Source organism: Ralstonia sp. ASV6 (genome assembly GCF_016429285.1).
GTDB lineage: Bacteria > Pseudomonadota > Gammaproteobacteria > Burkholderiales > Burkholderiaceae > Ralstonia > Ralstonia flaminis.
Genome location: NZ_JAELUI010000017.1, coordinates 22,024 through 44,772, shown reverse-complemented (window position 1 = coordinate 44,772; position 22,749 = coordinate 22,024). Strand labels below are relative to the sequence as shown.

23 protein-coding genes are annotated in these 22,749 nt (G+C 64.0%); 12 read left to right on the top strand and 11 right to left on the bottom strand.

Going from position 1 to position 22,749, the window contains the following annotated elements; genetic code table 11:
* Positions 1–154: 154 nt before the first annotated feature.
* The 3 genes from JHD73_RS05030 to JHD73_RS05020 all read right to left on the bottom strand — a co-directional run bounded on the left by JHD73_RS05030 (position 155) and on the right by JHD73_RS05020 (position 2,500).
* Entirely contained in the window at positions 155–874 is a 720-nt protein-coding gene (locus JHD73_RS05030; RefSeq protein ID WP_199028409.1) for a site-2 protease family protein, read from the bottom strand.
* 19 nt (positions 875–893) lie between these two features.
* Complete coding sequence (locus JHD73_RS05025) at positions 894–1,814, bottom strand: DUF2167 domain-containing protein (protein ID WP_199028407.1); 921 nt, start codon at positions 1,812–1,814, stop codon at positions 894–896.
* A 146-nt stretch (positions 1,815–1,960) separates the two neighbouring features.
* Complete coding sequence (locus tag JHD73_RS05020) at positions 1,961–2,500, bottom strand: ester cyclase (RefSeq protein WP_199028405.1); 540 nt, start codon at positions 2,498–2,500, stop codon at positions 1,961–1,963.
* Between the two features lie 252 nt (positions 2,501–2,752).
* Between JHD73_RS05020 and JHD73_RS05015 the strand changes: the two genes are divergently transcribed.
* The 7 genes from JHD73_RS05015 to JHD73_RS04985 all read left to right on the top strand — a co-directional run bounded on the left by JHD73_RS05015 (position 2,753) and on the right by JHD73_RS04985 (position 7,973).
* Positions 2,753–3,271, top strand: a complete 519-nt coding sequence (locus tag JHD73_RS05015; protein WP_199028403.1) for a hypothetical protein — start codon at positions 2,753–2,755, stop codon at positions 3,269–3,271.
* 109 nt (positions 3,272–3,380) lie between these two features.
* Entirely contained in the window at positions 3,381–4,142 is a 762-nt protein-coding gene (locus JHD73_RS05010; RefSeq protein ID WP_199028401.1) for an IclR family transcriptional regulator, read from the top strand.
* Between the two features lie 66 nt (positions 4,143–4,208).
* Positions 4,209–4,964: a glutamine ABC transporter substrate-binding protein gene (locus JHD73_RS05005; protein WP_199028399.1), complete on the top strand. Its 756-nt coding sequence runs from the start codon at positions 4,209–4,211 to the stop codon at positions 4,962–4,964.
* A gap of 18 nt (positions 4,965–4,982) precedes the next feature.
* Entirely contained in the window at positions 4,983–5,651 is a 669-nt protein-coding gene (locus JHD73_RS05000) for an amino acid ABC transporter permease (RefSeq protein ID WP_048934972.1), read from the top strand.
* On the top strand, positions 5,648–6,448 hold the full coding sequence (locus tag JHD73_RS04995) for an amino acid ABC transporter ATP-binding protein (protein WP_269848263.1): 801 nt from the start codon (positions 5,648–5,650) through the stop codon (positions 6,446–6,448). The genes JHD73_RS05000 and JHD73_RS04995 overlap by 4 nt, the downstream gene beginning before the upstream one ends.
* A complete protein-coding gene (gene hutG, locus JHD73_RS04990; protein WP_199028397.1) occupies positions 6,445–7,392 on the top strand; it encodes a formimidoylglutamase in 948 nt (315 codons plus the stop codon). The genes JHD73_RS04995 and hutG overlap by 4 nt, the downstream gene beginning before the upstream one ends.
* Positions 7,389–7,973: a HutD family protein gene (locus tag JHD73_RS04985; RefSeq protein ID WP_199028395.1), complete on the top strand. Its 585-nt coding sequence runs from the start codon at positions 7,389–7,391 to the stop codon at positions 7,971–7,973. Before hutG ends, JHD73_RS04985 begins: the two co-directional genes overlap by 4 nt.
* A 93-nt stretch (positions 7,974–8,066) precedes the next feature.
* Here JHD73_RS04985 and JHD73_RS04980 read toward each other — a convergent pair whose 3' ends face one another.
* Positions 8,067–8,351, bottom strand: a complete 285-nt coding sequence (locus tag JHD73_RS04980) for an HU family DNA-binding protein (RefSeq protein ID WP_003272088.1) — start codon at positions 8,349–8,351, stop codon at positions 8,067–8,069.
* A 312-nt stretch (positions 8,352–8,663) separates the two neighbouring features.
* Here JHD73_RS04980 and JHD73_RS04975 point away from each other — a divergent pair, with 312 nt between their 5' ends.
* The gene (locus JHD73_RS04975) at positions 8,664–9,416 is read left to right on the top strand and encodes an oxidoreductase (protein WP_199028393.1); all 753 of its coding nucleotides are present in this window, start codon (positions 8,664–8,666) and stop codon (positions 9,414–9,416) included.
* A gap of 37 nt (positions 9,417–9,453) precedes the next feature.
* Here JHD73_RS04975 and JHD73_RS04970 read toward each other — a convergent pair whose 3' ends face one another.
* Positions 9,454–10,794: an MFS transporter gene (locus JHD73_RS04970; protein ID WP_199028391.1), complete on the bottom strand. Its 1,341-nt coding sequence runs from the start codon at positions 10,792–10,794 to the stop codon at positions 9,454–9,456.
* A gap of 190 nt (positions 10,795–10,984) precedes the next feature.
* Here JHD73_RS04970 and JHD73_RS04965 point away from each other — a divergent pair, with 190 nt between their 5' ends.
* Both JHD73_RS04965 and JHD73_RS04960 read left to right on the top strand, forming a co-directional pair.
* Positions 10,985–11,317: a hypothetical protein gene (locus JHD73_RS04965; RefSeq protein ID WP_199028389.1), complete on the top strand. Its 333-nt coding sequence runs from the start codon at positions 10,985–10,987 to the stop codon at positions 11,315–11,317.
* 196 nt (positions 11,318–11,513) lie between these two features.
* Complete coding sequence (locus tag JHD73_RS04960) at positions 11,514–12,914, top strand: GntP family permease (RefSeq protein ID WP_199028387.1); 1,401 nt, start codon at positions 11,514–11,516, stop codon at positions 12,912–12,914.
* Between the two features lie 605 nt (positions 12,915–13,519).
* Here JHD73_RS04960 and JHD73_RS04955 read toward each other — a convergent pair.
* The 4 genes from JHD73_RS04955 to JHD73_RS04940 all read right to left on the bottom strand — a co-directional run bounded on the left by JHD73_RS04955 (position 13,520) and on the right by JHD73_RS04940 (position 17,717).
* Positions 13,520–14,287, bottom strand: a complete 768-nt coding sequence (locus JHD73_RS04955; protein WP_199028385.1) for a TSUP family transporter — start codon at positions 14,285–14,287, stop codon at positions 13,520–13,522.
* Between the two features lie 63 nt (positions 14,288–14,350).
* Positions 14,351–15,907, bottom strand: a complete 1,557-nt coding sequence (locus JHD73_RS04950; RefSeq protein WP_199028383.1) for a glycine betaine ABC transporter substrate-binding protein — start codon at positions 15,905–15,907, stop codon at positions 14,351–14,353.
* Complete coding sequence (locus tag JHD73_RS04945) at positions 15,889–17,091, bottom strand: HD-GYP domain-containing protein (RefSeq protein WP_199028381.1); 1,203 nt, start codon at positions 17,089–17,091, stop codon at positions 15,889–15,891. Before JHD73_RS04945 ends, JHD73_RS04950 begins: the two co-directional genes overlap by 19 nt.
* Positions 17,092–17,444: 353 nt before the next feature.
* Positions 17,445–17,717, bottom strand: coding sequence for a hypothetical protein (locus tag JHD73_RS04940; protein WP_199028379.1), 273 nt, complete (start codon positions 17,715–17,717; stop codon positions 17,445–17,447).
* Between the two features lie 410 nt (positions 17,718–18,127).
* On the opposite strand from JHD73_RS04940, the gene JHD73_RS04935 reads away from it, so the two are divergent.
* Complete coding sequence (locus tag JHD73_RS04935; protein ID WP_199028377.1) at positions 18,128–18,934, top strand: hypothetical protein; 807 nt, start codon at positions 18,128–18,130, stop codon at positions 18,932–18,934.
* Between the two features lie 145 nt (positions 18,935–19,079).
* Entirely contained in the window at positions 19,080–20,261 is a 1,182-nt protein-coding gene (gene tet, locus JHD73_RS04930; protein WP_199028376.1) for a Tet(A)/Tet(B)/Tet(C) family tetracycline efflux MFS transporter, read from the top strand.
* A gap of 25 nt (positions 20,262–20,286) precedes the next feature.
* On the opposite strand, the gene JHD73_RS04925 is transcribed toward tet, so the two are convergent.
* Positions 20,287–21,102 (bottom strand): transporter substrate-binding domain-containing protein, encoded by an 816-nt coding sequence (locus JHD73_RS04925; protein ID WP_199028374.1) that lies wholly within the window; start codon positions 21,100–21,102, stop codon positions 20,287–20,289.
* Positions 21,103–21,177: 75 nt separating this feature from the next.
* Positions 21,178–22,605: a M20 family metallopeptidase gene (locus tag JHD73_RS04920; protein ID WP_199028372.1), complete on the bottom strand. Its 1,428-nt coding sequence runs from the start codon at positions 22,603–22,605 to the stop codon at positions 21,178–21,180.
* Between the last annotated feature and the right edge of the window lie 144 nt (positions 22,606–22,749).

Genomic DNA, 22,749 nt, shown 5'->3' with positions numbered 1-22,749 from the left:
ATACGATGTGGCGTTAGGGGATAACTTGTAAATTCAACGCAAAGAAAACGCCCCTGATGTAGGGGCGTGAGACATCGATTTCCACCTCTCCGGCTCTGCTTCACCTCAATCTATGTATCTGTGCTTGGGGTAAAGAACATTTGCGGAGGTTTTTTTATGCGCGCACGCTGCCCAGCATGTCGTGCAGCTCGTGGCTCATCATCGCCAGGAAGACGACCAGGCCGATGTAGTACACGGTGTAGGTCAGGCGCGACTCGTTGGAGATGCTGTAGTACGCGCGGTTTTCCGGCGCGTCCGGATCGTAGCGCCATGCCTTCATCAACTGCGGCACGGCCAGCACGGCGATCAGGATCAGGATCGGGCTCGGTTGCCACATGAACAGCGCCACCAGCACTGGCACCCCCAGAAACCAGATGCGCGGCGACAGCACCGCCGTGATGCGCCCGCCGTCAAACGGCGACATCGGGATCAGGTTGAACAGGTTCAGGAAGCAGCCGGCGTAGGCCAAGGCGAGCAGCAACTGGCTATCGGTATAGCGCGCGAGACCGTAGCAGAGCATTGCCCCGACTGTGCCCGCGACGGGGCCTGCCAGGCCGATGTAGGCCTCGGTCTCGACATCCATCGGTTGCTCTTTGAGGTCGATCCACGCGCCCACGAACGGGATGAAGGTAGGTGCACCTACCGCCAGCCCGCGTTGGCGTGCCGCCATGAAATGCCCCATCTCGTGGATGAACAGCAGCACCACGAAACCCACCGCATAGCGCCAGCCGAACGCAAAGGCATACACCACCACCGACAGCAGCATCGTGCCGCCGGTGGTCAGCAGCTTGCCGAACTTGAGCCCCGAGAACAGCAGGATCAGCAGCTTGGCCATGATGTCCGTGCTCGCCTGATCAGGCGCTCGGCTTGCGCTTGAAGAACTTGGCAATCGCTGCGCCAAAGCCCGCCACGGCAAGGATCGCCACCTTGGCAAACTTGGCCAGGAAAGCGGCAATCACGGCAAACAGGCCGAGCTTCTTGGCGGCGATGCCACCGACCAGCGCAGCCAGGCCGTACTCGGCCACCTTGTCGGTCTTGGCGTTGAAGTCGGTGTAGCGCTTGCCGTCCTTGAAGTCGAGGTCGGCCAGGAGCTTCTGCACGGCGGGCTTGTCGGCGGCCACGTGGTCGCTTGCGGTGATCAGGTTCAGGCTGATGTAGCCGTCGCGGCCCAGTGCGTAGGTGTTGTAGTTGACCGATTCCGGCTCGTTGGCGGGCTGGCCCTTGGAGCGCGCGGCCATCGACCAGATCAGGCGGTGCGTGGCGGCGTCATAGTGCGGGCGCTCAACCCAGCCCTGGATCTCCAGCGCGGGGATGCCACGCTTCTCGCGCTCTTCGTTGGCGGCAGCGGTGCCTTCCTTGAGCGACTTGAACAGGTCGTCGACGTTCCAGTCTTTGGCGTCGTCGTCCTTGATATAGCCCGACGCCTCGTACTCGGCGATCACCATCCAGTCGCTCTCTTCGTCGGTGGGCATGACCAGGCCGAGCAAGTCCTGGCTGTTGCCGTTGCCCATGGCGTGCATGAGCTGGCCGGCGGCCGGCTGCGGGATGAAGACTTCGTTCGCGCCGATCTTGAGCGTGGCCTGGTCACGCAGTGCAACCGACGTGGGCCCCGCCTTTGCACTGGCCTTGGCGGCAGCCCAGGCCTGCTTGATTTCCTGTTCCGGATTGCTGGCCTGTTGCGCGTGGGCAGCCGTGGCGCTCATCAACCCCATGACCGACATGCAGGCAAGTGCGCCTGCCCAGGCGCGCAGTGCGCCCTGAAACCCCATTCCCATGTGCTTCTCCTGAAGACGTTTTGTTGTATTCGCTGGCTCGTTTCTTCTATCGCTCTGGCAGCCGCTAAGCGGCTTGCAAGCTGGGGCGAAGCATAGCGGGAGTGGGGTGCAAGCTTGTTAAAGGGCGTTAATAGATTCGTGCGAATTCAGGGCTGCAATCCCATCTGTCCAAGCAGCGTCTGGTTGTCTTCCAGGTGCCAGTTTTCTGCGATCTTGCCGTCGGCCACGCGGTACAAATCGAATGCCTGGAAGTCGATTGGCTGGTTCTGTCCGTGCGTGTGCCCGAACTCGCCGGTGAAATGTCCGCGAAAGCGCAGATGCACGGCTACACGGTTGCCGGCCACAACCATGTCTTCGATTTCCACACGCATGTCGGGTACAGCGGCGCGGAAGGCCTTGGAAGCGTCAAGCGGGCCTTGCGGACCTTGCACGCGCCCTGCCGGCAGCGTGCGGTCGGCAAAGTCGGTCGACAGCGCCTGCGTGGCATAGCGCGCATCGCCGGTATGCCAGAAGGTGGCGTAGCGGCGCGCCGCCAGCACGGCGGCGGCAGCCTGCGGTGTGTCCGGGGCAGCCAGATGTTGCGGGCGGACCAGCTCGTCGTCTGCGGCGAATGCCGGTAGCGCGGCAAGCAGCGCCAGCGCGGTGGTGGCCAGCAGGGCGGGGCGGAGGACGGGGTGAGTGGGCATGGAAAGCTCCGGTGGGTTGAGATGCGCCGCACTGTAGGCTTCTATCCGGAGGCGATAAACGGGTTGTGAGTCGATCTGGTTTCAACTCGCATTTGATGATCGACGCGTGCGTCGGTCCATCCTGCAAATGCAATGCCGCGCACGTGATAGTCGGTATGCCGCGCCTGACCGCGTTCAAACGGTCCGCGCTGCGCCGCGTTTTTCTAGACTGACCCTTCATCGAACAGACACATAAAAAAAGGGAGGGGAACGATGGACCTGAGCCATATCCTGTCGCGCACCGAGCGCGGCACGCAGGAGCTGCAGACGCGCAGTGGGCATGTCACGCATCGCCAGCGCGCGATCCTGCTGCTGGTCAACGGCGAGCGGTCAGCCGCGGAGATCCTGGCGCAGTTGAGCAGCGCCGGCCCGGACATGGAAGATCTCATGCGCCTGGCTGCCGACGGCTACGTGGTCGGACGTGCGCCCGTTAAGGTGGCACCGAAGCCCAAGGCGCCGCCCAAGCCGGTGGTCACCACGCAGGTGGCAACGCGCCATGTGCGGCAGGCCTCGATTGCCGACTGGCGCCTGAGCCAGGCGGGTGCGTTCTCGGCGTTGCAGCGCTACCTTGCCGAGGGGCCGGAAGCGCCGCTCGATTTTCTCAACGGCCTGGCCGCGCCCTTGTACGCCGCGCTGGCCACGTGCCGCAGCGAGGCATCCGCCCACGCTGTCGTCGCGTTCCTGGAAGCACGCTTGGACGAAGACAGCTGGAATGTGACCGAGACGTCCTAGGTGTAAGTACTGAATTTGCGTGCTTTTCTCATCCAACGGGAATTGCGCGTTGATGATTTGAGAAAACCGTCGCATTCTCCGTTGCATTCCACGCCACGGAGCTTTTGCGATGGCCGAGCCCGGTTCCCCACAACTTGCAGCACAACCCACCGCCGGTGCGGACCGTGTGCTGATGGTGCTCGCCACCATCGCACGCTACGGCCGGCCGGTCGCGGCGCGTGAACTGGTTGAGCTGACCGGCCTGCCGCAGAGCACGCTGTACCGCCAAGTGGCGATGCTCAAGCGCTGGGGCTTCGTGCTCGAATCGTCCGGCACCTACGCGCCGGGTCCGATCAGTCTGCAGCTCGCACTTGGCTTCGACCACGCGTCGCACCTCGTGCAGGAAGCGCGCATCGGCATGGCCAAGCTCGTCGCCGAGTCGGGTGAATCGGTCGGGCTGGTGGTGGCCGTCAAGGACCAGGCTGTCTGTCTGGAAATGGTCGAGAGCCAGCAGTCGCTGCGCTGCTCGTTCGAGAAGGGGCGCGGTGTGCCACTGCTGGCCGGCGCCTCGGCAAAATCGTTGCTCGCGTTCATGCCGCCGACAGCAGCGCGCGCCATCCTCGCTGACTTGCTGGCCATCGATACGGACCAGCAAGCGCAACTGCAAACCGAACTTACCGACATTCGCGCCGCGGGCTACGCGCTGTCCGAAGGTGAAGTCGACCCCGGCGTCTGGGGCGTGAGTGCACCGGTGTTCCGGATGCCCGGCCACGCGCTCGGCTCCATTACGTTGATGGCGCCTGCCACGCGTGTGCGCGGCAAGGAGCAGCGCCTGATCGACATGACCGTTGCTGCCGCTGCGTCCATTTCGGCGCGGCTGCAGGACAGTTGAATCTTCGAATTCTTCAAGTCGCCCGAATTGTTTTTTCCACCCCACATGCACATTAGGAGACCACTCATGGGGAATCGCCGTCGTTTTATGCTGGCTTGTGCCGTGGCGTTGTCCGCTGCGGCGTCCTTCGCTACTGCTGCGCACGCTGCGGGCGAACCGCTGCGCGTGGCCACCGATGCCACCTTCGCGCCGATGGAGTTTGTCGAGAACGGCAAGCGCACCGGCTTTGATGTGGACCTGATCGAGGCGCTGGCCCGCACCATGGGCCGCCCGGTCGAGTGGACCGACATCGACTTCAAGGGCCTCGTGCCGGGCCTGATCTCGCGCCGCTTCGACGTGGCCATCTCGGGCATCTACATCACCGAGGAGCGCAAGAAGGTCGTGGACTTCACGGTGCCGTACTACCACGGTGGTCTGGTTGCACTGGTCAAGCAGGGCAACACGACGGTCAAGACGCCGGCCGACCTGAACGGCAAGAAGGTGAGCGTGCAGGTGGGCACCAAGTCGGTCAACTACCTGCGCGAGAACTACCCGAAGGTCGATCGCGTGGAAGTCGAGAAGAACAACGAGATGTTCAACCTGGTCGAGATCGGCCGCGCTGACGCTGCGGTCACGGGCCGCCCGGCTGCCGCGTACTACGTCAAGGCACGCCCGGGCCTGCGCATCGTCGAGCCGGCGCTGACGACCGAGGAATACGGCATCGCCGTGCGTCGCGATCAGCCTGAACTCACCAAGGCGCTGAATGCTGCGCTGGAGAAGATCAAGGCCGACGGCACGTACGACCAGATCCTCAAGAAGTGGTTTGGCGCTGCTGCCAAGTAACGACAAACGGACACGCTGATGGAATTGGATTTTTCTCCTGTCTGGGCGGGATGGACGGACATCCTCCACGGTGCGCTGGTCACTGTGGAGGTGACGGCTGTCGCGTTGATGCTCGGCTGTGTGCTGGGCCTGCTGGTCGGCATCGGTCGGCTGAACCCGCGCCGGCGTTTTGTCTACGGCATCTGCACGGTGTACGTGACGTTCATCCGTGGCACACCGCTGCTGGTGCAGCTCTTCCTGCTGTTCTTCGGGCTGCCGCAGTTCGACATCCTGCTGCCGGCCTTCGTGTGCGGCGTGCTGGGGCTGGGCGTGTATTCGGGCGCCTATGTGTCGGAAATCGTGCGCGGTGCGATCCAGTCGGTCGATCGTGGGCAGATGGAAGCGGCGCGCTCGATCGGCATGTCGTCGGCGCAGTCGATGCGCGCCATCATCCTGCCGCAGGCCGTAGTGCGGATGATCCCGCCGCTGGGCAACGAGTTCATTGCACTGATCAAGAACTCGGCGCTGGTGTCGCTGCTGACTATTCACGACCTGATGCACGAAGGGCAGAAGATCATCAGCGTGTCGTACCGCTCGCTGGAGGTGTACCTGGCGATTGCACTGGTGTATCTGGTGCTCACCAGCGCCGCGAGCTATTTGCTGCATCGGCTTGAACGCAACATCCGTGCGGGAGGCATGGTGCAATGAACATGGCAAACGCAAATCCGCAAACGCTCAAATCCGCACTGGATGTGCCGATGATCCAGATCCGCGGCCTGACCAAATCGTACGGCGATCACACCGTGCTCAAGGGCATCGACTTCGAGGTCGACGCCTCGCAGGTGGTGGTGGTGATCGGCCCAAGCGGCTCGGGCAAGAGCACCTTCCTGCGCTGCTGCAACGGGCTGGAAGTGCCCGAAGGCGGCACCATCGACATCTGCGGCAAGCGGCTGATCGACAACGGCACGATGCTGCCCGAGAACGACCTGAACCACCTGCGCCAGCAGGTCGGCATGGTGTTCCAGTCGTTCAACCTGTTTCCGCACCTTTCGGTGCTGCACAACGTCACCATCGGCCCGCGCATGCTGCGCAACAAGTCGAAGAGCGAAGCAGAAGCCGAAGCGCGCGAGCTGCTGCAGAAGGTGGGCCTGGCACACAAGGCTGATGCGATGCCAGCGAGCCTCTCCGGTGGCCAGAAGCAGCGTGTGGCGATTGCCCGTGCGCTGGCGATGCGGCCGAAGGTGATGCTGTTTGATGAGCCGACGTCTGCACTGGACCCGGAACTCGTCGGCGAGGTGTTGCAGGTGATGAAGCTGCTCGCCAAGGAAGGCATGACGATGCTGGTCGTCACGCACGAGATGGGCTTTGCGCGAGAAGTGGCCGACGTGGTGGTGGTGATGGATGGTGGCGGCATCGTCGAGGCCGGACCGCCGTCGGTCATCTTTGGCGAGCCCAAGGAAGCGCGTACGCGATCGTTCCTGCAAGCGGTGCTCACGCGTTCATGACCATGATGTTCGATGCTTCCATCTGGCAGGGTCGACAGGACAGCGGCGAGCGCGGCGACGTGACGCGCCTGTTCCAGATCGCACAGCCTGCCGGTGCGATGAACTTGTCGGGCGTGGCTGCCGTGCTCGGCTTTGCCTGCGATGCAGGCGTGGTGCGCAATCACGGGCGCGCCGGTGCGGCGCAGGGGCCGCGCGAGATTCGCCGCGCGCTGGCCAATGTGCCGGCACACGGCCTCGCGCGCCTGGCCGATGCCGGTGATGTGACCTGCGACGACGGCGATCTCGAACGCGCGCAGACCGCGCTCGGTGAGGCTGTCTCCGGCCTGCTCGATGCCGGCGCGCGTCCGGTGGTGCTGGGTGGTGGCCACGAGGTTGCGTTTGGCACGTACCAGGGCCTGCGCAAGCATTGGCAGCAACAGGGCTGGTGCGGGCGCCTGGCCATCGTCAACTTTGATGCGCATTTCGATCTGCGCACGAGCCGCCCTGGCAACTCCGGCACGCCGTTCGACCAGATTGCTGAAGACTGTGCAGCGCACGGTATCGACCTGACGTATTGCTGTCTGGGCGTGAGCCGCTTGTCCAACACGCCTGCACTGTTCGATCGTGCCGATGCGCTGCATGCGCACTATGCGGAAGACACCGACGTGCAGGAGCGCCACCTCGACGCGCGCATGGCCGATCTGGATACGTGGCTGGCCGATGTCGATCACGTCTACTTGACCATCGACATGGACGTGCTGGCCGCCGCAGTCGCACCCGGTGTGTCCGCGCCCGCCGCATATGGCATCACGCTGCCAGTGCTCGAAGCGCTCGTGCAGCATGTGTGCGCCACGGGCAAGGTGCGCGTAGCGGACATCGCCGAGACCAACCCTGAATACGACCAGGACCGCCGCACCGTGCGTGTGGCAGCGCGCCTGGCGTATCACCTGCTGCGCCGCCAATGAAGCTGATTCCTGCAGACGCAATGCGCCGCATGCCGTGGAAGAACGGCGGCGGCGTCACCACCGAAATCGCCATCGCACCCGAAGGTGCCACGCTCGACAACTTCGACTGGCGCATCAGCACTGCGCAGGTCGATGCTGCAGGGCCGTTCTCGCGTTTTACCGGGTTTGACCGCTCGCTGGCTGTGATCGCGGGTGGTCGGCTGACGATGCACCGCGCAGACGGCAACGTCATCTCGCTCGCACCGGGCGAGGCCCCCGTGCGCTTTCCGGGCGAAGTGGACATTCACGCGACAGTGGATGCGCCGTTGTCAGACTTCAACGTGATGACGCGCCGCGACACCTGGGTGCATCACGCCGAGCCGATCACGCTGGCCGCCGGTGAACGCCGGTCGCTGCCGACTACGCGCGCACGCATGCAGTGGGTGGTCTATTGCGTGCATGGCGCGCTGTCGCTCGATGGCGCGGATGTGTCGCTGTCGCAAGGTGCGGCGGTGTGGTTGGATGCGCCGTCGGGCAACGATACGCTGGTCGCGCGAGTTGGGTCAGTCGGCTATCTGGTGGCGCTCTGGCCAGTCGCCTGATCTTTTCGCGCAGGCAAAAAGCAGGCAAAAGAAAAGGGACCCAACAGGGTCCCTTGCAAGTCTCCCGGCTCCGTAGAGCGCGGCAGAAGACTCTTACTTCTTCTTGTTCACGGCGTCCTTGAAGCCCTTGCCAGCCGTGAACTTCACGGTCTTGGTTGCCGGGATCTTGATGGCTTCGCCGGTGCGCGGGTTGCGGCCGGTGCGTGCAGCACGCTTGCCCGACGAGAACGAACCGAAGCCAACCAGCGTGATGGTGCCGCCCTTGGCGACGGTCTTCTTGATGTTTTCCAGCGCGGAGTTCAGCGCGCGCTCGGCGGCGGCGTTGCTCAGTTCTGCGTCTTTTGCAATGGCGGCTACGAGTTCGGATTTGGTCGTCATGTCAGTTCCCCACATCAGGTTTGTTGGACAGCGTTGTACTGCGACCCGTTTTATATCACCGTTGCGCAGGGTTGCACATCCCCTCCCTGCAAGGCTTTGCGGGCCGTTGCTCGTAACCGACACTTGTCCCGTCTACGTTTGCGGGGCGGGCATACGGGAAACACCTGATATCGACGGGGTTTGTTTGCATTTCCGTCAGCCTTGCTCGCACCCGGAATGCACCGAAAGCGCGCAAGCCCGGCACCGGAAATTGGTGCGAAAGCCGCCGTACACTGTGTATTCGCAGCCCATGCAAACCTTATGGAGAACATCATGTCGAGTTCGCAAACGCCTGTCGCACAAGGCTTCGCGGGCGATGGCGATGCCGCCGAACAGCCACGCGGACCAGCCGTGCTTGTCGCTGGCGCCAACGGATTGGTGGGCCGCGCGGTGGTGCGCCGCTTGGTCGCCCAGACCTGGGCCGGTAGCGTAACGGCGTTGGTGCGCCGCCAAGGGGCCTTGACAGCAGGGCAGGCAATGCCCGGCAGGTTGCGTGAACGCGTGGTCGATTTCGATCGGTTGGATGCACCCGAAGCGCGCGCCGCCTTGGCTGCAAATATCGTGATTTGCGCGCTGGGCACGACCATTCGGCAGGCCGGTTCGCAGGCGGCATTCCGGCGCGTTGATGTTGAGTATCCGGCGGAACTGGCGCGGCGCGCGTTCGCAGCCGGGGCGCATCATTTCTTGCTGGTCAGCGCGCTGGGCGCCGATGTGCGCTCGGGTGTTTTTTACAATCGGTGCAAGGGTGAGGTGGAAGCGGACATCCTGTCGATCGGCTTTCCATCGGTCACGATCGTGCGGCCATCGCTGTTGCTCGGCAAGCGCAGCGAATTCCGCTTCGGCGAACGCATTGCGCAAAATCTGTCGCACGCAATCGGATGGATGGTGCCGACCGCGTGGCGGCCCGTGCCGGCGGAGTCGGTGGCGGCGGCGCTGGTGAGCGCCGCACGTGTGGATGCACCCGGCGTGCGTGTGTTGGAGAACGGCGCATTGCTGGCCGCAAAAGACGAACGGCCGGTGGGTTGAGCCACCGGCCGTTGCCGAGTCGAGTGATTTCCGTTGCTTACTTCTCGATCGGCTTGCCTGTGCGATCGTGCATCAGCGACAGTGCACACACGCTGATGATGGCCGCGACCATCACGTAATACGACGGCGCCAGCTTGCTGCCCGTGCTGGCGATCAACCACGTCACGATCAGCGGAGCAAAGCCGCCGAAGATCGTCACCGCCAGATTGTACGAAATGGACAGGCCGGTGGAGCGCACCGCCGTCGGGAACTGCTCAGCCAGTACGGCCGGTGCCGGGCCGGTGAACGCTGCCAGCAGCACACCCAGGATCACCTGCACCTGCAGCAGCGTCTGCACGGTCGGGTTGACGTTCAGCCAGTGGAAGAGCGGATACGCAGCGGCAGCGATGATGAGTGCCACGGTGCCCAGCATGCGCTTGCGCCCGATGCGGTCAGACAGCGTACCCATGATCGGGCACAGCACGAAGATGATCGCGCCGCACAGTGCCGTCGACTGGAACGTTGCACCCAGCGGCAGGCCGAGTTGCTGCTTGGCGTACGTCGGCATGTAGAACACCAGCGTGTACGTGCAGACCGTCCAGAGGATGGTCACCCCCAGGCCGCCGAGCACTTCACGCGGATGGTCGCGCAGCACCTGCGAGAGCGGCGCGAGGCGCGACTCCTTCGCGGCCTTGGTCTTCTGCTCTTCAAATGCGGGCGGCTCGTGCAGGTGCGAACGGATGTACATGCCGACCGGGCCGATCAGCAGGCCGAACAAGAACGGAATGCGCCAGCCCCAGGCGTCGATCTGCTCGGGCGACAGGCCGTTGGTGACGATCGCACCCATGGCTGCACCGAGGATGAACGAAATGCCCTGGCTTGCCTGCTGCCAGCTGGCGAAGTAGCCGCGGCGCTCGTCCGGCGAATACTCGATCAGGAAGGCCGTGGCACCGCCGACTTCACCGCCGGCAGAGAAGCCCTGGATGAGCCGTGCGATCACGATCAGAATCGGCGCGCCGATGCCGATTTGCGAATACGTCGGTGCCAGCCCGATGATGGCCGTGCCCAGCGCCATCAGCATGATGGTGAGCGTGAGCGCTGCCTTGCGACCCACGCGGTCGGCGTAGACGCCGAGCACCACGGCGCCGACCGGCCGCATGAAGAAGCCCACGCCAAACGTGGCGACCGTCAGCATGAACGAGGTGAAGTCATTGCCGGTGGGAAAGAACAGCCTGGCGATGATGACGGCAAAGAAGCTGTAGACCGTGAAGTCGAACCACTCGAGGCCGTTGCCGATGGTGGCGGCAATGATGGCCTTGCGTCGGGTAGCTGCGGAGATGGCCTGGGCCGGTGCACGATTGCCCTGGGCGGGCGCAGTCGTGGCTTCGGTGGCTTGCATGGATGTGTCCTCCAATATATGTGTGGATATCGTCCGCCGCGCTTTCTCCCCCGAGCTCCCCCGCGCAGCAGCGAAGCGGCCATGGTAAGTGATTCAGCAGCGATTGGCAGCGCCAGTATCAGAAGTCCTTGGAATCGAATGGGCCAAACGCTGTCCAATGCATATGCACATGCATCTGACGGAGCACATCATGGACCCGACATCGCAACGCGCCCGGCTGAGTGCCATCCTGCCCGGTGCGCTGGCCGTGTGCGCAGCGGCCCTGCTGAGCGGCTGCGTGGTCGCGCCGTACTACGACGCCTATGGCAATCCGATTGCCCCGGCGGCGGTTGCGCCGGTACCGGTCGCCTCATACCCGGCCTACCCGGCCTACCCGTACGACCCTTACTACTACTATGGTCCTGCGTTCTATCCAGCCCCCGTGTTTGGCAGCGTGTGGATTGGCGGCGGCGGATGCTGGGGCTGCCATCGCGGCTGGGGCGGCCGGGGCTGGGGACGTGGCGGCTGGGGCCATCGTCACTGATCTGTCACATCTGTCTCACGAAGACGCACGTCTGGCGCGGCGCAACGCCAGTTCTGCCGACAGTTCAATACGCGTGATTGCGTAACGGAATCTGCTGCATTGCGACATACAATCCTTCGCTCCCAAGAACCTGTTTCCGGTGTCGTTTGCTGCGGATCGGGCAGGTTCAAAAAAGAAGAATGCGAGGAGATTGTTCATGTCCGTCATCATCGTGCTGGCTGCGCTGGCATTTCTGATGTTCGCCGCATACCGTGGCTATAGCGTCATCCTGTTTGCACCGCTGGCCGCCTTGGGCGCGGTGCTCCTGACGGACCCTTCGGCCGTGGCACCGGTGTTCTCCGGCATCTTCATGGAGAAGATGGTCGGCTTCGTCAAACTGTATTTCCCGGTGTTCCTGCTCGGCGCCGTGTTCGGCAAGGTGATCGAGCTGTCTGGCTTTTCGCGCTCGATCGTGGCGTCGGTCATCCGCGTGGTGGGTGCCAAGCGTGCGATGCTGTCCATCGTGCTGGTTTGTGCGCTGCTGACGTACGGTGGTGTATCGCTGTTCGTTGTGGTGTTTGCGGTGTACCCGTTTGCGGCGGAGATGTTCCGCCAGGGCAATATCCCCAAGCGCTTGATCCCGGGCACGATCGCGCTGGGCGCGTTCTCGTTCACGATGGATTCACTGCCGGGCACGCCGCAGATCCAGAACATCATCCCGACCACGTTTTTCCACACGACCTCGTGGGCCGCGCCGTGGCTCGGCACGATCGGTGCGCTGTTCATCATCGTGGTGGGCATGGCCTATCTGGAGTGGCGCCGCCGCGTAGCACTGCGCAATGGCCACGGTTATGACCATGGCCTCACCAAGCTGGTGAACGAGCCGGAAACGGCCGAAACCGGCACGCTGGCGCATCCGCTGATTGCGCTGTCGCCGCTGGTGCTGGTGGGCGTGATGAACCTGCTGTTCACGCGCTGGATTCCGACGTGGTACGGCAAGGTCGTCACCGTTGCGCTGCCGGGCCTGCCCAAGCCGCTGACGGTCGAGGCTGACAAGCTGACCGCGATCTGGGCCGTGGAGGCCGCATTGCTGATCGGCATCATCGTGGTGTTGGTATTCGGCTTCCGCGCCGTAAAGGGCCGCTTTGCAGAAGGCAGCAAGTCGGCCGTGTCCGGCGCCCTGCTGGCTGCAATGAACACTGCATCGGAATACGGCTTTGGGGGCGTGATTGCCGCGCTGCCGGGCTTCCTGGTGCTGGCCGACGGGCTGCGCGCGATTCCGAACCCGCTCGTCAACGAAGCGGTGACGGTGAGCACGCTGGCGGGTATCACTGGGTCTGCGTCGGGCGGCATGAGCATTGCACTGGCGGCGATGGCGGATCAGTTCGTGCAGGCTGCGCAGGCGACGGGCATTCCGATGGAGGTACTGCACCGCGTGGCGGCGATGGCCTCGGGTGGCATGGACACGCTGCCGCATAACGGCGCCGTCATCACGCTGCTGGCCGTGACCGGGCTTACGCACCGCGAGGCGTATCGCGATGTGTTTTGCGTCACGATCATCAAGACGCTGGCTGTGTTCTTCGTGATTGCTGTGTTTTACGCGACGGGTATTGTTTGATTGGTTTGGTGTGAGTTCTGGTGCAGCAGGGAATGGGCCTTTGTGGTGCGTTCCCTGTTTTTTTTGGGGGGGGTGGTCCATCCCTTGTTTCATCCCCTGCCGGGGCTGACTCACTTTTCTTTGTCTTGCCAAAGAAAAGTAAGCAAAAGAAAGGCGCGCCCGAGATGGCGACTTCCCCTTGGATTTTTGTAACCGGGCGGAGATGGGGAAAACTCGCTTCGCTCAGACAGTTCCCCATCTTTTTTCCGCCCGCTCACAAAAATCCAAGGCGCCATCAAGGGCCTAACGTCAAAAGAAAAAGGCCAACCCCTCGCGAGGTTGGCCTTTGTCGTTCTGGCTGGCATCCAGATGGTTTGTCTTTTTGCCTTTGACTTTCCCTGCCCTATGCGGCGCCTTGAATTTTTGTGAGCGGGCGGAAAAAGGAAGGAGGCTTGTTTGAGCGTAGCGAGTTTGCCTCCTTCCCCGCACGGTCACGGAAATTCAAGGAGTCTTTCGCCGCATCGGGCGCGCCTTTCTTTGCTTACTTTCTTTGGCAAGACAAAGAAAGTGAGTCGGTCCCGGCAGGGAACGAAAGGGAGGTGGACCACCCAGTCCAAAATCAAGGCTCAAGCACGCACAAACAACCAAACCGTCAACACAACCCCAACCACCACCACAAAGCCGCGCAGCACCTTCTCCGGCAACCGGTGCAGCAGCCACGCCCCTGCAAACCCGCCCGCGATGCCGCCAATGCCCAGGGCCAGCACCGCCAGCCAGTTCACCTGCGGCGAGAAGGCAAACACCGCCACCGCAGACGCGTTCATCGTCATGGCGAGCACGTTCTTGGTGGCCACCGCCATGCGTACCTGCTGTCCTGCTACGGTGAGTGCCGCCAGCATCAGAAACCCGATCCCGCCGCCGAAGTAGCCGCCGTAGATGGCAATCGCAAACTGGATCGTCGCCAACGTCGTGCTCGACAGGCCGGTGGCGGCATGCAGCGGCTTGCGCCGGAAGCTTCCCCACGCAAACACGCTGGTGGCAAACAGCACAAGGTACGGCACCAGCTTGGCGAAGAATGACGGCGGCGTCGCCAGCAGCAACAGCGCGCCGAGCACGCCGCCAATCAGGCTGATGATGATGAGCGTCTTGAGCGAGAGGTGGTGCTCGCCGGCATCCACGCCACCAGCCAGTTTGCGCCCGGCTACCGACGTGGTGATCTGGCTGGGGAACAGCGCGATCGTCGAGGTCATGTTGGCGGCCAGCGGGTTGAGCCCCGCCAACAGCAACGCCGGAAATGTGATGAACGATCCGCCGCCGGCTATGGCATTCTGCGCACCGGCATAGACGCCGGCCGCTGCAACGAGCAGGGCGGTGGAGAGCGAAAGCGTGGACATGAGCGGGGAGGCGAGCGATCGAATGGTCCGCGCATGGTAATGGAACGTCCGCGCTCGCGCTTGCTACCGATTGGGGGGGGTGCCCCCATGCCGGCGCAGCTGCCATTCGATGACCTCGAATACCCCCTGCACGAGCAGCGCCAGGATGGCAGCAGGGATGGCGCCAGCCAGCAGCGTTGCGCTGTCGTTGAGTGCAAGCCCGGTCGCAATGCGCTCACCATAGCCGCCTGCGCCGATGAACGCGGCGATGGTCGCGGTGCCCACGCTGATGACGGCGGCCGTCTTGATGCCGGCCAGGATGACCGGTAGCGCCAGCGGCAGATCCACCACGCGCGTGCGCTGCGCGGGCGTGAAACCGAGTGCCAGTGCCGCATCACGCAGGCCATCGGGCACCTGTTCCAGGCCGACGATGGTGTTGCGCACGATGGGCAGCAGCGCATACAGCGCCAGTGCGATCAGCGCCGGCACCACGCCGATCGACCCGACAATGGGGATCAACATGGCCAGCAGCGCCAGCGATGGAATCGTCTGCAGCACGCCCACCACGGCAAGGATCGGCTGCTTGATCCGCTGCCGTGCGGCAGCCAGACCCAGCGGCACGCCAAGCAATACCGCAACGCCCGTTGAGATGCCGACCAGCATGAGGTGCCGTTGCGTCAATCGCCACAGGCCATCGGTCAGTTGTGCGAAGAACGCCCGGGCCGGCGTGGCGGCCGGCGCATTGTGCTGCCCGGCGACAAACTGGCGCGCGACCTGCGAGAACGATTGGCCCTCCAGCTCGACCGCTGCGTTCATCGCCACCATGTCGTCTCGCTGGATACGGCCGGTGAGTGCCGAGATGGCCTGCCATTGCGCCGCGTGTTTCTGCGCAACGTCGCTGCGGTAGAGCAGCACCGCGTCGTAGCGCGGGAAGACGTGCGCGGTGTCGTCGAGCACGCGCAGATGCTCGCGGCGGATCTTGGCGTCGGTGGAGTAGATGTCGATCACGTCGATTTGCCTGGCACGCAGCGCGTCATAGGCAACGCCATGGTCGAGGCCGGTTGGATGTTGTGGCAGCGCGTAGTGTGCTGCGATGGCCGGCCAGCCGTCGGTGCGGCCGAGAAATTCGTGCGACAGGCCGAGGCGCAGCGCCGGGTGGGTCGCCAGATCGGCGAGCGTGCGGATGTGCTCGCGTTCGGCATCGGCCTCGCGCATGGCGAGTGCGTAGGTATCTTCAAAACCGAGCGGCACGCCCGCAGCCAGGCCCATGGGGCCAAGCGCACGGTTCACGTCGGCCAGCAGTGCGGTCTGATCTGGGTTGGCAGCTTGTGCCTGCGGCAGGTGGAGGATCTCGGCGGCGATGGTGCCGAGGTAGTCGGGGTAGGCGTCAATGCTGCCGTTCTGGAGCGCCGCGAAGACGATGGCGGTGTTGCCCAGGCCGGGTACGTGTTCGGCGGGGCCGACTTGGCCGGCGGTTTGCGTCAGGATTTCGCCCAGTACGTACGACTCGGTGAAGCGCTTGGAGCCGATGCGCAGCGCAGGCTCTGCAATCGCCGATGCGCTGTACGCCAGCCAGCCCAACGCGAGCCACACGAGGCAACGCCGGAGGGGAAAACTACAGGTCAGTCGCCGTGTATCCAAAGTTCGTTGAGGTCGGTCAGGCCCCAGTCGCTGGGTTCTTCTCGTGAAACGATCTGGTCGCCGGTGTGCGCCAGGTCGATGAGCTCGGGCGCAATCCGCGTGCCCGACGATATGGAGAAGAATACCTTGACCGTGGGCGTGAGCAACGCGCCCGGCGTGTGTTGCATGACCACAGCCAGCCTGCCCGAGCGCAATCGCACCAGTGAGCCCACCGGATAGATGCCCACGCTTTTGACGAAGGCGTTGAACACCATCGGGTCGAAATGGTTGCCGCGCCATTCGACCATGCGCTGGATCGCGTAGGCAGCCTCCCATGCCTTCTTGTAGGGGCGGTCGGAGGTGACCGCGTCATACACATCGCAGATGGCGCCCATGCGCGCAAACAACGAGATGCCCTCGCCGGCCAGCTTGTGCGGATAGCCCGTGCCGTCCATGCGCTCGTGGTGGTGCAGGCAGACGTCCAGCGCGATATCGCGCATCTGGGTGTCGCCCACCAGGATGTCGTGCCCGGCCTGCGGATGAACGATCACGGTACGGAACTCATCGGCGGTGAGCGCGCCCGGTTTGTTCAGCACCTCGGGCGGAATGGCGATCTTGCCGATGTCGTGCAGCAGGCCGGCCAGGCCCGCGTCACGGACTTCATCATCGGACAGGCCGAGCTGGCGGCCGAGCGACACCATCAGTGCGCACACGGCCACGGAATGCAGAAACGTATAGCGATCTTTCGTCTTCAGGCGCGCGAGGCTGATCAGCGCGCTCGGGTGGCGGTCGACCGAGCCGGAGATCGCCTCGACCAGGGGCAACGCGTCGCGCGCCTCGATGGTGCGGCCCATGCGGGCGTCGGAGAACATCGCCTTGACGGCAACTTCTGCCTTGCTGATCAGTCGTCCGGCGCGGCGCATCTCCTCCGCGTAGGTGATCGGGCGCGGCATGATGCCGGCGTCCGGCTGTGCGGACGGCGGGCTGGGTGGTGCGGGTGGCGCAGCGTTGGCTGCTGCCACATCGGTGCCGCGCGCGGTATCGATCCAGACTTCTCGGATGCCGCTGGCACGCAGGCGTTGCAACTGGGCGGAATCTTCAACGCGAAAGCGGGCCCGCCAGAACGGGTGGTCCAGCCACGAGCCGACAAATTCCTCCAGATACATTCCCACCCGCAGGTGTTCGATGGCGATGCGCTTGCGCATGTTGGTGTCTAGACAATCGGATGCCTTGGCAGGGCACGTCCTATGCAGCGGGCGCAAGGGGGCGCTGCTGTGCCAATGGTTGCCATTCATCTTATCGGACGTAGCGGGCGCGGCTTGAGGGGGGGAAAGCCCGGTAATACCGGGTACGACCGCGTGAGGCGAGGCGGTGTGGCGAACACGCCTTGCTATGTATGCGTGGCGCAGCAAAGATGGCGCCACACGCATGCTGTCGCCGGTAACGGCGCGGCAAAAAATAAGGCGGCCGGAAAGGGCCGCCTCAGCAAACCGGCACCGGCGCCGCTTGGGCGCCCGGCATCGGGGAGGGAGATGAATCAGGGGTGATGCAGATGTGCTTACAGACCGTCGGTGAACGGGTCGCGCTTGCCGGCCAGGGCGCCATCGGTGTACGGGTCTGCCTTGCGCAGGGCGCCATCGGTGTACGGATCGGCCTTGCGCAGTGCGCCGTCGGTGTACGGGTCAGCCTTGCGGGCACCATCGGTGTACGGGTCGCCCTTGGTCACGGCTTGGCCATTGGTGTACGGGTCTTTGCTCTGCACGCCGGCTGCGAAAGCGGGCACAGCAGCAATAGCGATCAGCGAGGCGATAAGCAGGTTCTTGGTCTTCATAATGGACTCCACAACAGGGGGGTGAGCATTGCTACAGGGCAGATTCGCTGCAGTGCAGTAACGCGATGGCATAAGCTTAGTCGTTGCTTGGGCGGGTAAAAAGCAGTTCTCTTAAACTCTTTGTTCAAAAAACACGAACAATTGTGACCCCTCAGGCACCGCAATCTGCACATAAGTCATTGATATGACACATGAATATGAGATGCGGGATAACCCTTACAGCGAACATCTGACGGTGGCATCCAGCAAAAAATTCCGTCCAAGGGTGCGACAGATTGTTGCGTCGCATTACAGACCTGGGGATTCCCCCTCCCTCCAGTAAGGCGGTACGCCACTAAACATTCCACGCGAACGGTCGTTGAAGCAGGTGAGGGGCGACGCTTTCCGCCCCTGCTGCAAGGAAGACCATCATGACCATCACCACTGCGTCCATCGCCCGTTTCGAGATTGACGGCGTTGCCTACCAGGCGAGGCTGTTTGCCATGCCGTTTCACGTGCCGGAAAACGGCCGCGTGCGCGCGCATGCGATCGGGCGCCCGGAGATGCCGTTCAGTGGTGTGCATGTGCTCGCCCGGTGGCTGGAGGCGCGTGTGCTGCCCGAGGGCGTGGGCTTGGTGATGGCCGATCGCCTGTTCTCGCATGGCGCGGTGGAGCAATGGTCTGGCGCCGACGGCGCGCGCGCGGCCAAGGTGCTGTCGCAGGTGGCGTTGGGCAGCAAGAGCAGCCACCGCCTGTGGCGCAACACGGCGGCGGGCGGGTTTCGTGATGAGACCGCGTTCTTCCTGGGCGCTGCCTTTGTGCAGACGGATACCGCTGTCGACGACGTCCGCCTGCTGGGCGATCTGATTCCTGCCGCCGAGTGGTCGGGCGTGGCCGATGCTGCATCCACCATGATGGGCCTGCACCTGTATCGTCCGGACGAGCCCGAAACGCTGGTCGATTGCGCGCTGCTGGCGCCGTCTTGGACGGAAGCCGCGGTGGAACGTGCCGACGGCTATCGCGCGCTCACCCTGCTGCATTCCTTTACTGAAGACGACGAGGACATCCACGTCGACATTGAACTGCTGCCGCCGGGTCAGGTCGTGCTGCAGGTGGAGTCGTGCTCGACGCGCTTTTCTGCGCGCTTCGACCCTGCACTGCTGGGCCGTGACATGACCGATGCGCTGCTGCGCGACGCACTCGCCCTGCAGCACGGCCTCCCCGCCAACCTGCACTGACCTGAGCGGACGCTGAACCCGCCGGCAAGCTTGCGCTTGCCTTGCGCACCCGCCGTACCCGCTGCACAGCGCCACCGCTTGGGCGCATCATCGCGACTTTCTTTCCTCATGCGCCGCCGCCCGCCTGGGCCTGCGGCGTGTTCGCATGCCTGCCTTTGCCGTCATTCTTTCCACGTTGGCGCTCGATGCCATGGGCGTCGGGCTCATCATGCCCATCCTGCCGAGCCTGCTGCGCGAGCTCGATCACACCGGTGACATCGCATTCGAATTCGGCCTGCTGATCGCCGCCTATGCGGCCATGCAGTTCCTGTTCGCGCCGATCCTGGGGGCGCTGGCGGATCGGTTCGGGCGCCGGCCGGTGCTGCTGGTGTCGTTGGCAGGCGCGGCAATCGACTATCTGGTGATGGCGCTGTCGCCGCATGCGTGGGTGTTGTACCTGGGGCGTGTGGTGGCGGGCATCACGGGGGCCAACTACGCCGTGGGCACGGCCTATATCGCCGACATCACCGCACCGGCGGACCGCGCACGCCGTTATGGGCTGATGAATGCGTGCTTTGGTCTGGGCTTCATCGCCGGGCCCGCACTGGGCGGCCTGCTGGGTGACTGGTGGCTGCGCGCGCCGTTTCTGCTGGCGGCGGTGCTCAACGGCGTCAATTTCCTGATCGCATGCGTGGCGCTGCCGGAATCGCGCCGTACCGAGCGCGCGCCGTTTGCCTGGCGCACGTTGCTGCCGGTGCAGTCTCTGCGGCGCATGGCGCGTGTGCCGACGCTGCTGCCTTTCCTGATCGTGCTGGCCATCATCGAGATCGTCGGGCAGATTCCGCAGACGCTATGGGTGATCCACGGTGAAGCGCGCTTCGGCTGGGACACGCGTGCGGCCGGCCTGTCACTGGCCGCCTACGGATTGATGCATGCGCTGTCGCAGGCGTTCTTGACCGGGCCGATTGCACGCGCCGTGGGTGAGCGCCGCGCCGTAGTGTTGAGCGTGATGATGGACATGGCCGGCTTTGCAGCAATGGCGTGGATCAGCGCCGGCTGGATGGTCTACCCGACCATGGTGCTGCTGTGTATGGCCGAGATCGGCATGCCCGCCATGCAGGCGATGTTGTCGCGCCAGGTGAGTGAGCACGAGCAGGGCGAACTGCAGGGCGCGTTGGCCAGCATGGCCAGTGTCGCCGCCATGATCGGGCCGCTGGCAGCAACCGCAGTCTATGCGGCCACCGCGCAGTTCTGGTCCGGCACGGTTTGGCTGATGGGCGCTGTGCTCAATGGCGTCTGCCTCATCGTGCTGATGCAGCGTGCGGCCCGGCGTGCGGTTGAGGCGTAGCGCGCCGGAGCCGGCGGGACTTGGCTTACTTGGCGACCGGCGCGTTCCACGGGTAGGTCAGCCACGCATCAAAGCGCTTGGCAAACTCTCCGCTTTCCATGGTCTGCCGCAGCCATTGGTCGACGAAGTTCTTGAACACCACGTCGCGCGGCAGCAGGTAGGCCTTCTCCGAGAAATCAAACGGCGCCTCTGGGTGCACGGCGCACAGTTCCGGGTGTAGCTTCTGCTGCAGCTTGGTTTCCACCGCGTCGGTCATCATCAGGTCCGCACGGCCGGCAACGATCTCGTTGAAGATCGTCACGTTGTCCGGATACACGCGGATCTGCGCCTGCTTCAGATTCGCGCGCGCGAACTTCTCGTTGGTACCGCCCGGGTTGACGATGGCGCGCACGTTCGGCTGGTCGATCTGCGCCAGCGTTTGGAACTTGGCCTGGTTCTCGCAGCGCGTGATCGGCGTCTTGCCGTCGCGCTGATACGGGATCGAGTAGAACGCTTTCTTCTGACGATCCAGCGTCACCGATACGCCGCTCATGGCGATGTCGTAGCGGTCCGCCGCAAAGTCCTGCATCAGGGTCGACCACGTGGTTGGTACCACCTCCAGCTTCACGCCGAGCGCGCGGGCCAGGCGCTCGCCCATCTCCACGTCCAGGCCGATGAAGTGGCCGTCGGCGGGGTTCTTGTAGCTGAAGGGCTTGTAGTCGCCGGTGGTGCCCACGCGCAACGTACCGCGGGCAATGATCTCGTCGAGGCGGTTGGCGGCTTGCGTGGTTTGGGCCAGGGCAGGCACAGCCAAGGCGGCGCACAGCACGAATGCGCTGGTGCGGATGAAGCGGTTAAGCATGAAAGTCCCCATCTGAAAGACAAGCAAAAAGGCGCGGCCGCCGTGGCGCCGCGCCTTGCGTTGGCGATTCGCCGATTATTGTCCGGCCGCGGGTCCGGTGGTCTTGTTCCACTGCAATGCATTGAGCACCGCCAGCGACATCGCCGTCACGCCCGTCTTGATGGAAGGCTCCGGCACCGGCGCAAACAGCGGCGAGTGGTTGGTCGGCAGCGGCTTGGCACCCGGCTTGAGCGAGGCAAAGAAGGTTTGCGGATCATTCACGCCGATGAAGAAAAACATCGACGGAATGCCCGCGTCAACAAATGCCGAGAAATCTTCGCTGGCCGTGATCGGCGGCACGCGCAGCACGCGGTCGTTACCGAAGGCGGTCTTGAACATCGCCTCGGTGCGTGCCACCACGGTCGGGTCGTTGTTGACGGCCTTGCCACCCTCCGTGATCTTGATCTCGGCGTCCGGCGCACCCGACATCTCGGTGACCGCCTTGGCCGTGCGGCGGATGCCGTCGAGCATCTTCTGGCGTACCGCCGGCTTGTACGAGCGGATCGTGCCTCGCAGCAGCACGCTGTCGGGGATGATGTTCTCCGCGCTGCCGCCCTGGATGGCGCCGATGCTCACCACGCCAAACTCTTGCGGGTCTTTCTCACGGCTGATCACGCTTTGCAAGTCCACCACGAAGCGCGCTGCCATCATCACCGGGTCGATGGTCTTGTCAGGTGCGGAGCCGTGGCCGCCGCGGCCCTTGAAGGTGATCTCCAGCCCATCGGAGTTGGACGTGATCGGGCCGCTGTTGAAGACGATCGAACCGTACGGCCCTGGGCCGGTGTGCAGCGCAAACGCATAGTCCGGTTTCGGGAAGCGCTTGAAGAAGCCATCGTCGATCATGCTCTGCGCGCCCGACACGGTTTCTTCGGCCGGTTGCGCCACGAACACCAGCGTGCCGTGCCAGCGGTCCTTGAGCGACACCAGCGTCTTGGCTGTGCCCACCCACGATGCCATGTGGAGGTCGTGCCCGCAGCTATGCGCCACCCCCACGTCTTCGCCACGCCATTTGGTGTGCACGTGGCTGGCGTAGGGCAAGCCGGTCTTCTCTTCCATCGGCAGCGCGTCGAGCTCGGTGCGCACCAGGATCGTCGGCCCCGGGCCATTGCGATACACCGCCACCACGCCGGTCTTGCCCACGTGCTCCGTCACGTCAAAGCCGATCTTGCGCATCTCTTCGGCCAGCTTGGCGGCCGTGCGCGTTTCCTGGAAGGCCAGTTCCGGATGTGCGTGGATGTCTTTGTAGAGCGAGTCGAGCTGGCCGTATTCGGCATTGACCGCGGCGTCTACCGCCGGCTTGATCTGCGCCACGTCGATTCCGCCACCTGCAGCAACCGACGCCTGTGCCGGCGCAGATGCACTGCCGGCGGGGCTGAACGGAATCTGCGCAAAGGCTGGCAGTACGGTCCCGGCCATCAACCAGGCGAGGGCTGTCCGTCTCAGGCGCTTCTGGCGGTGGGTCATGGGCATCTCCTTGTTGGCATGTCGTAGTGGGCAAAGTCGTTGCTTCGTCAATCGATTCGATTATGCAGGGGGATGCCGCTGTGCGCACCCGGGGTATCCCCAAGTCGACGGCAACGTGCCTGTGTGGGCCATCACGCTTGGCAC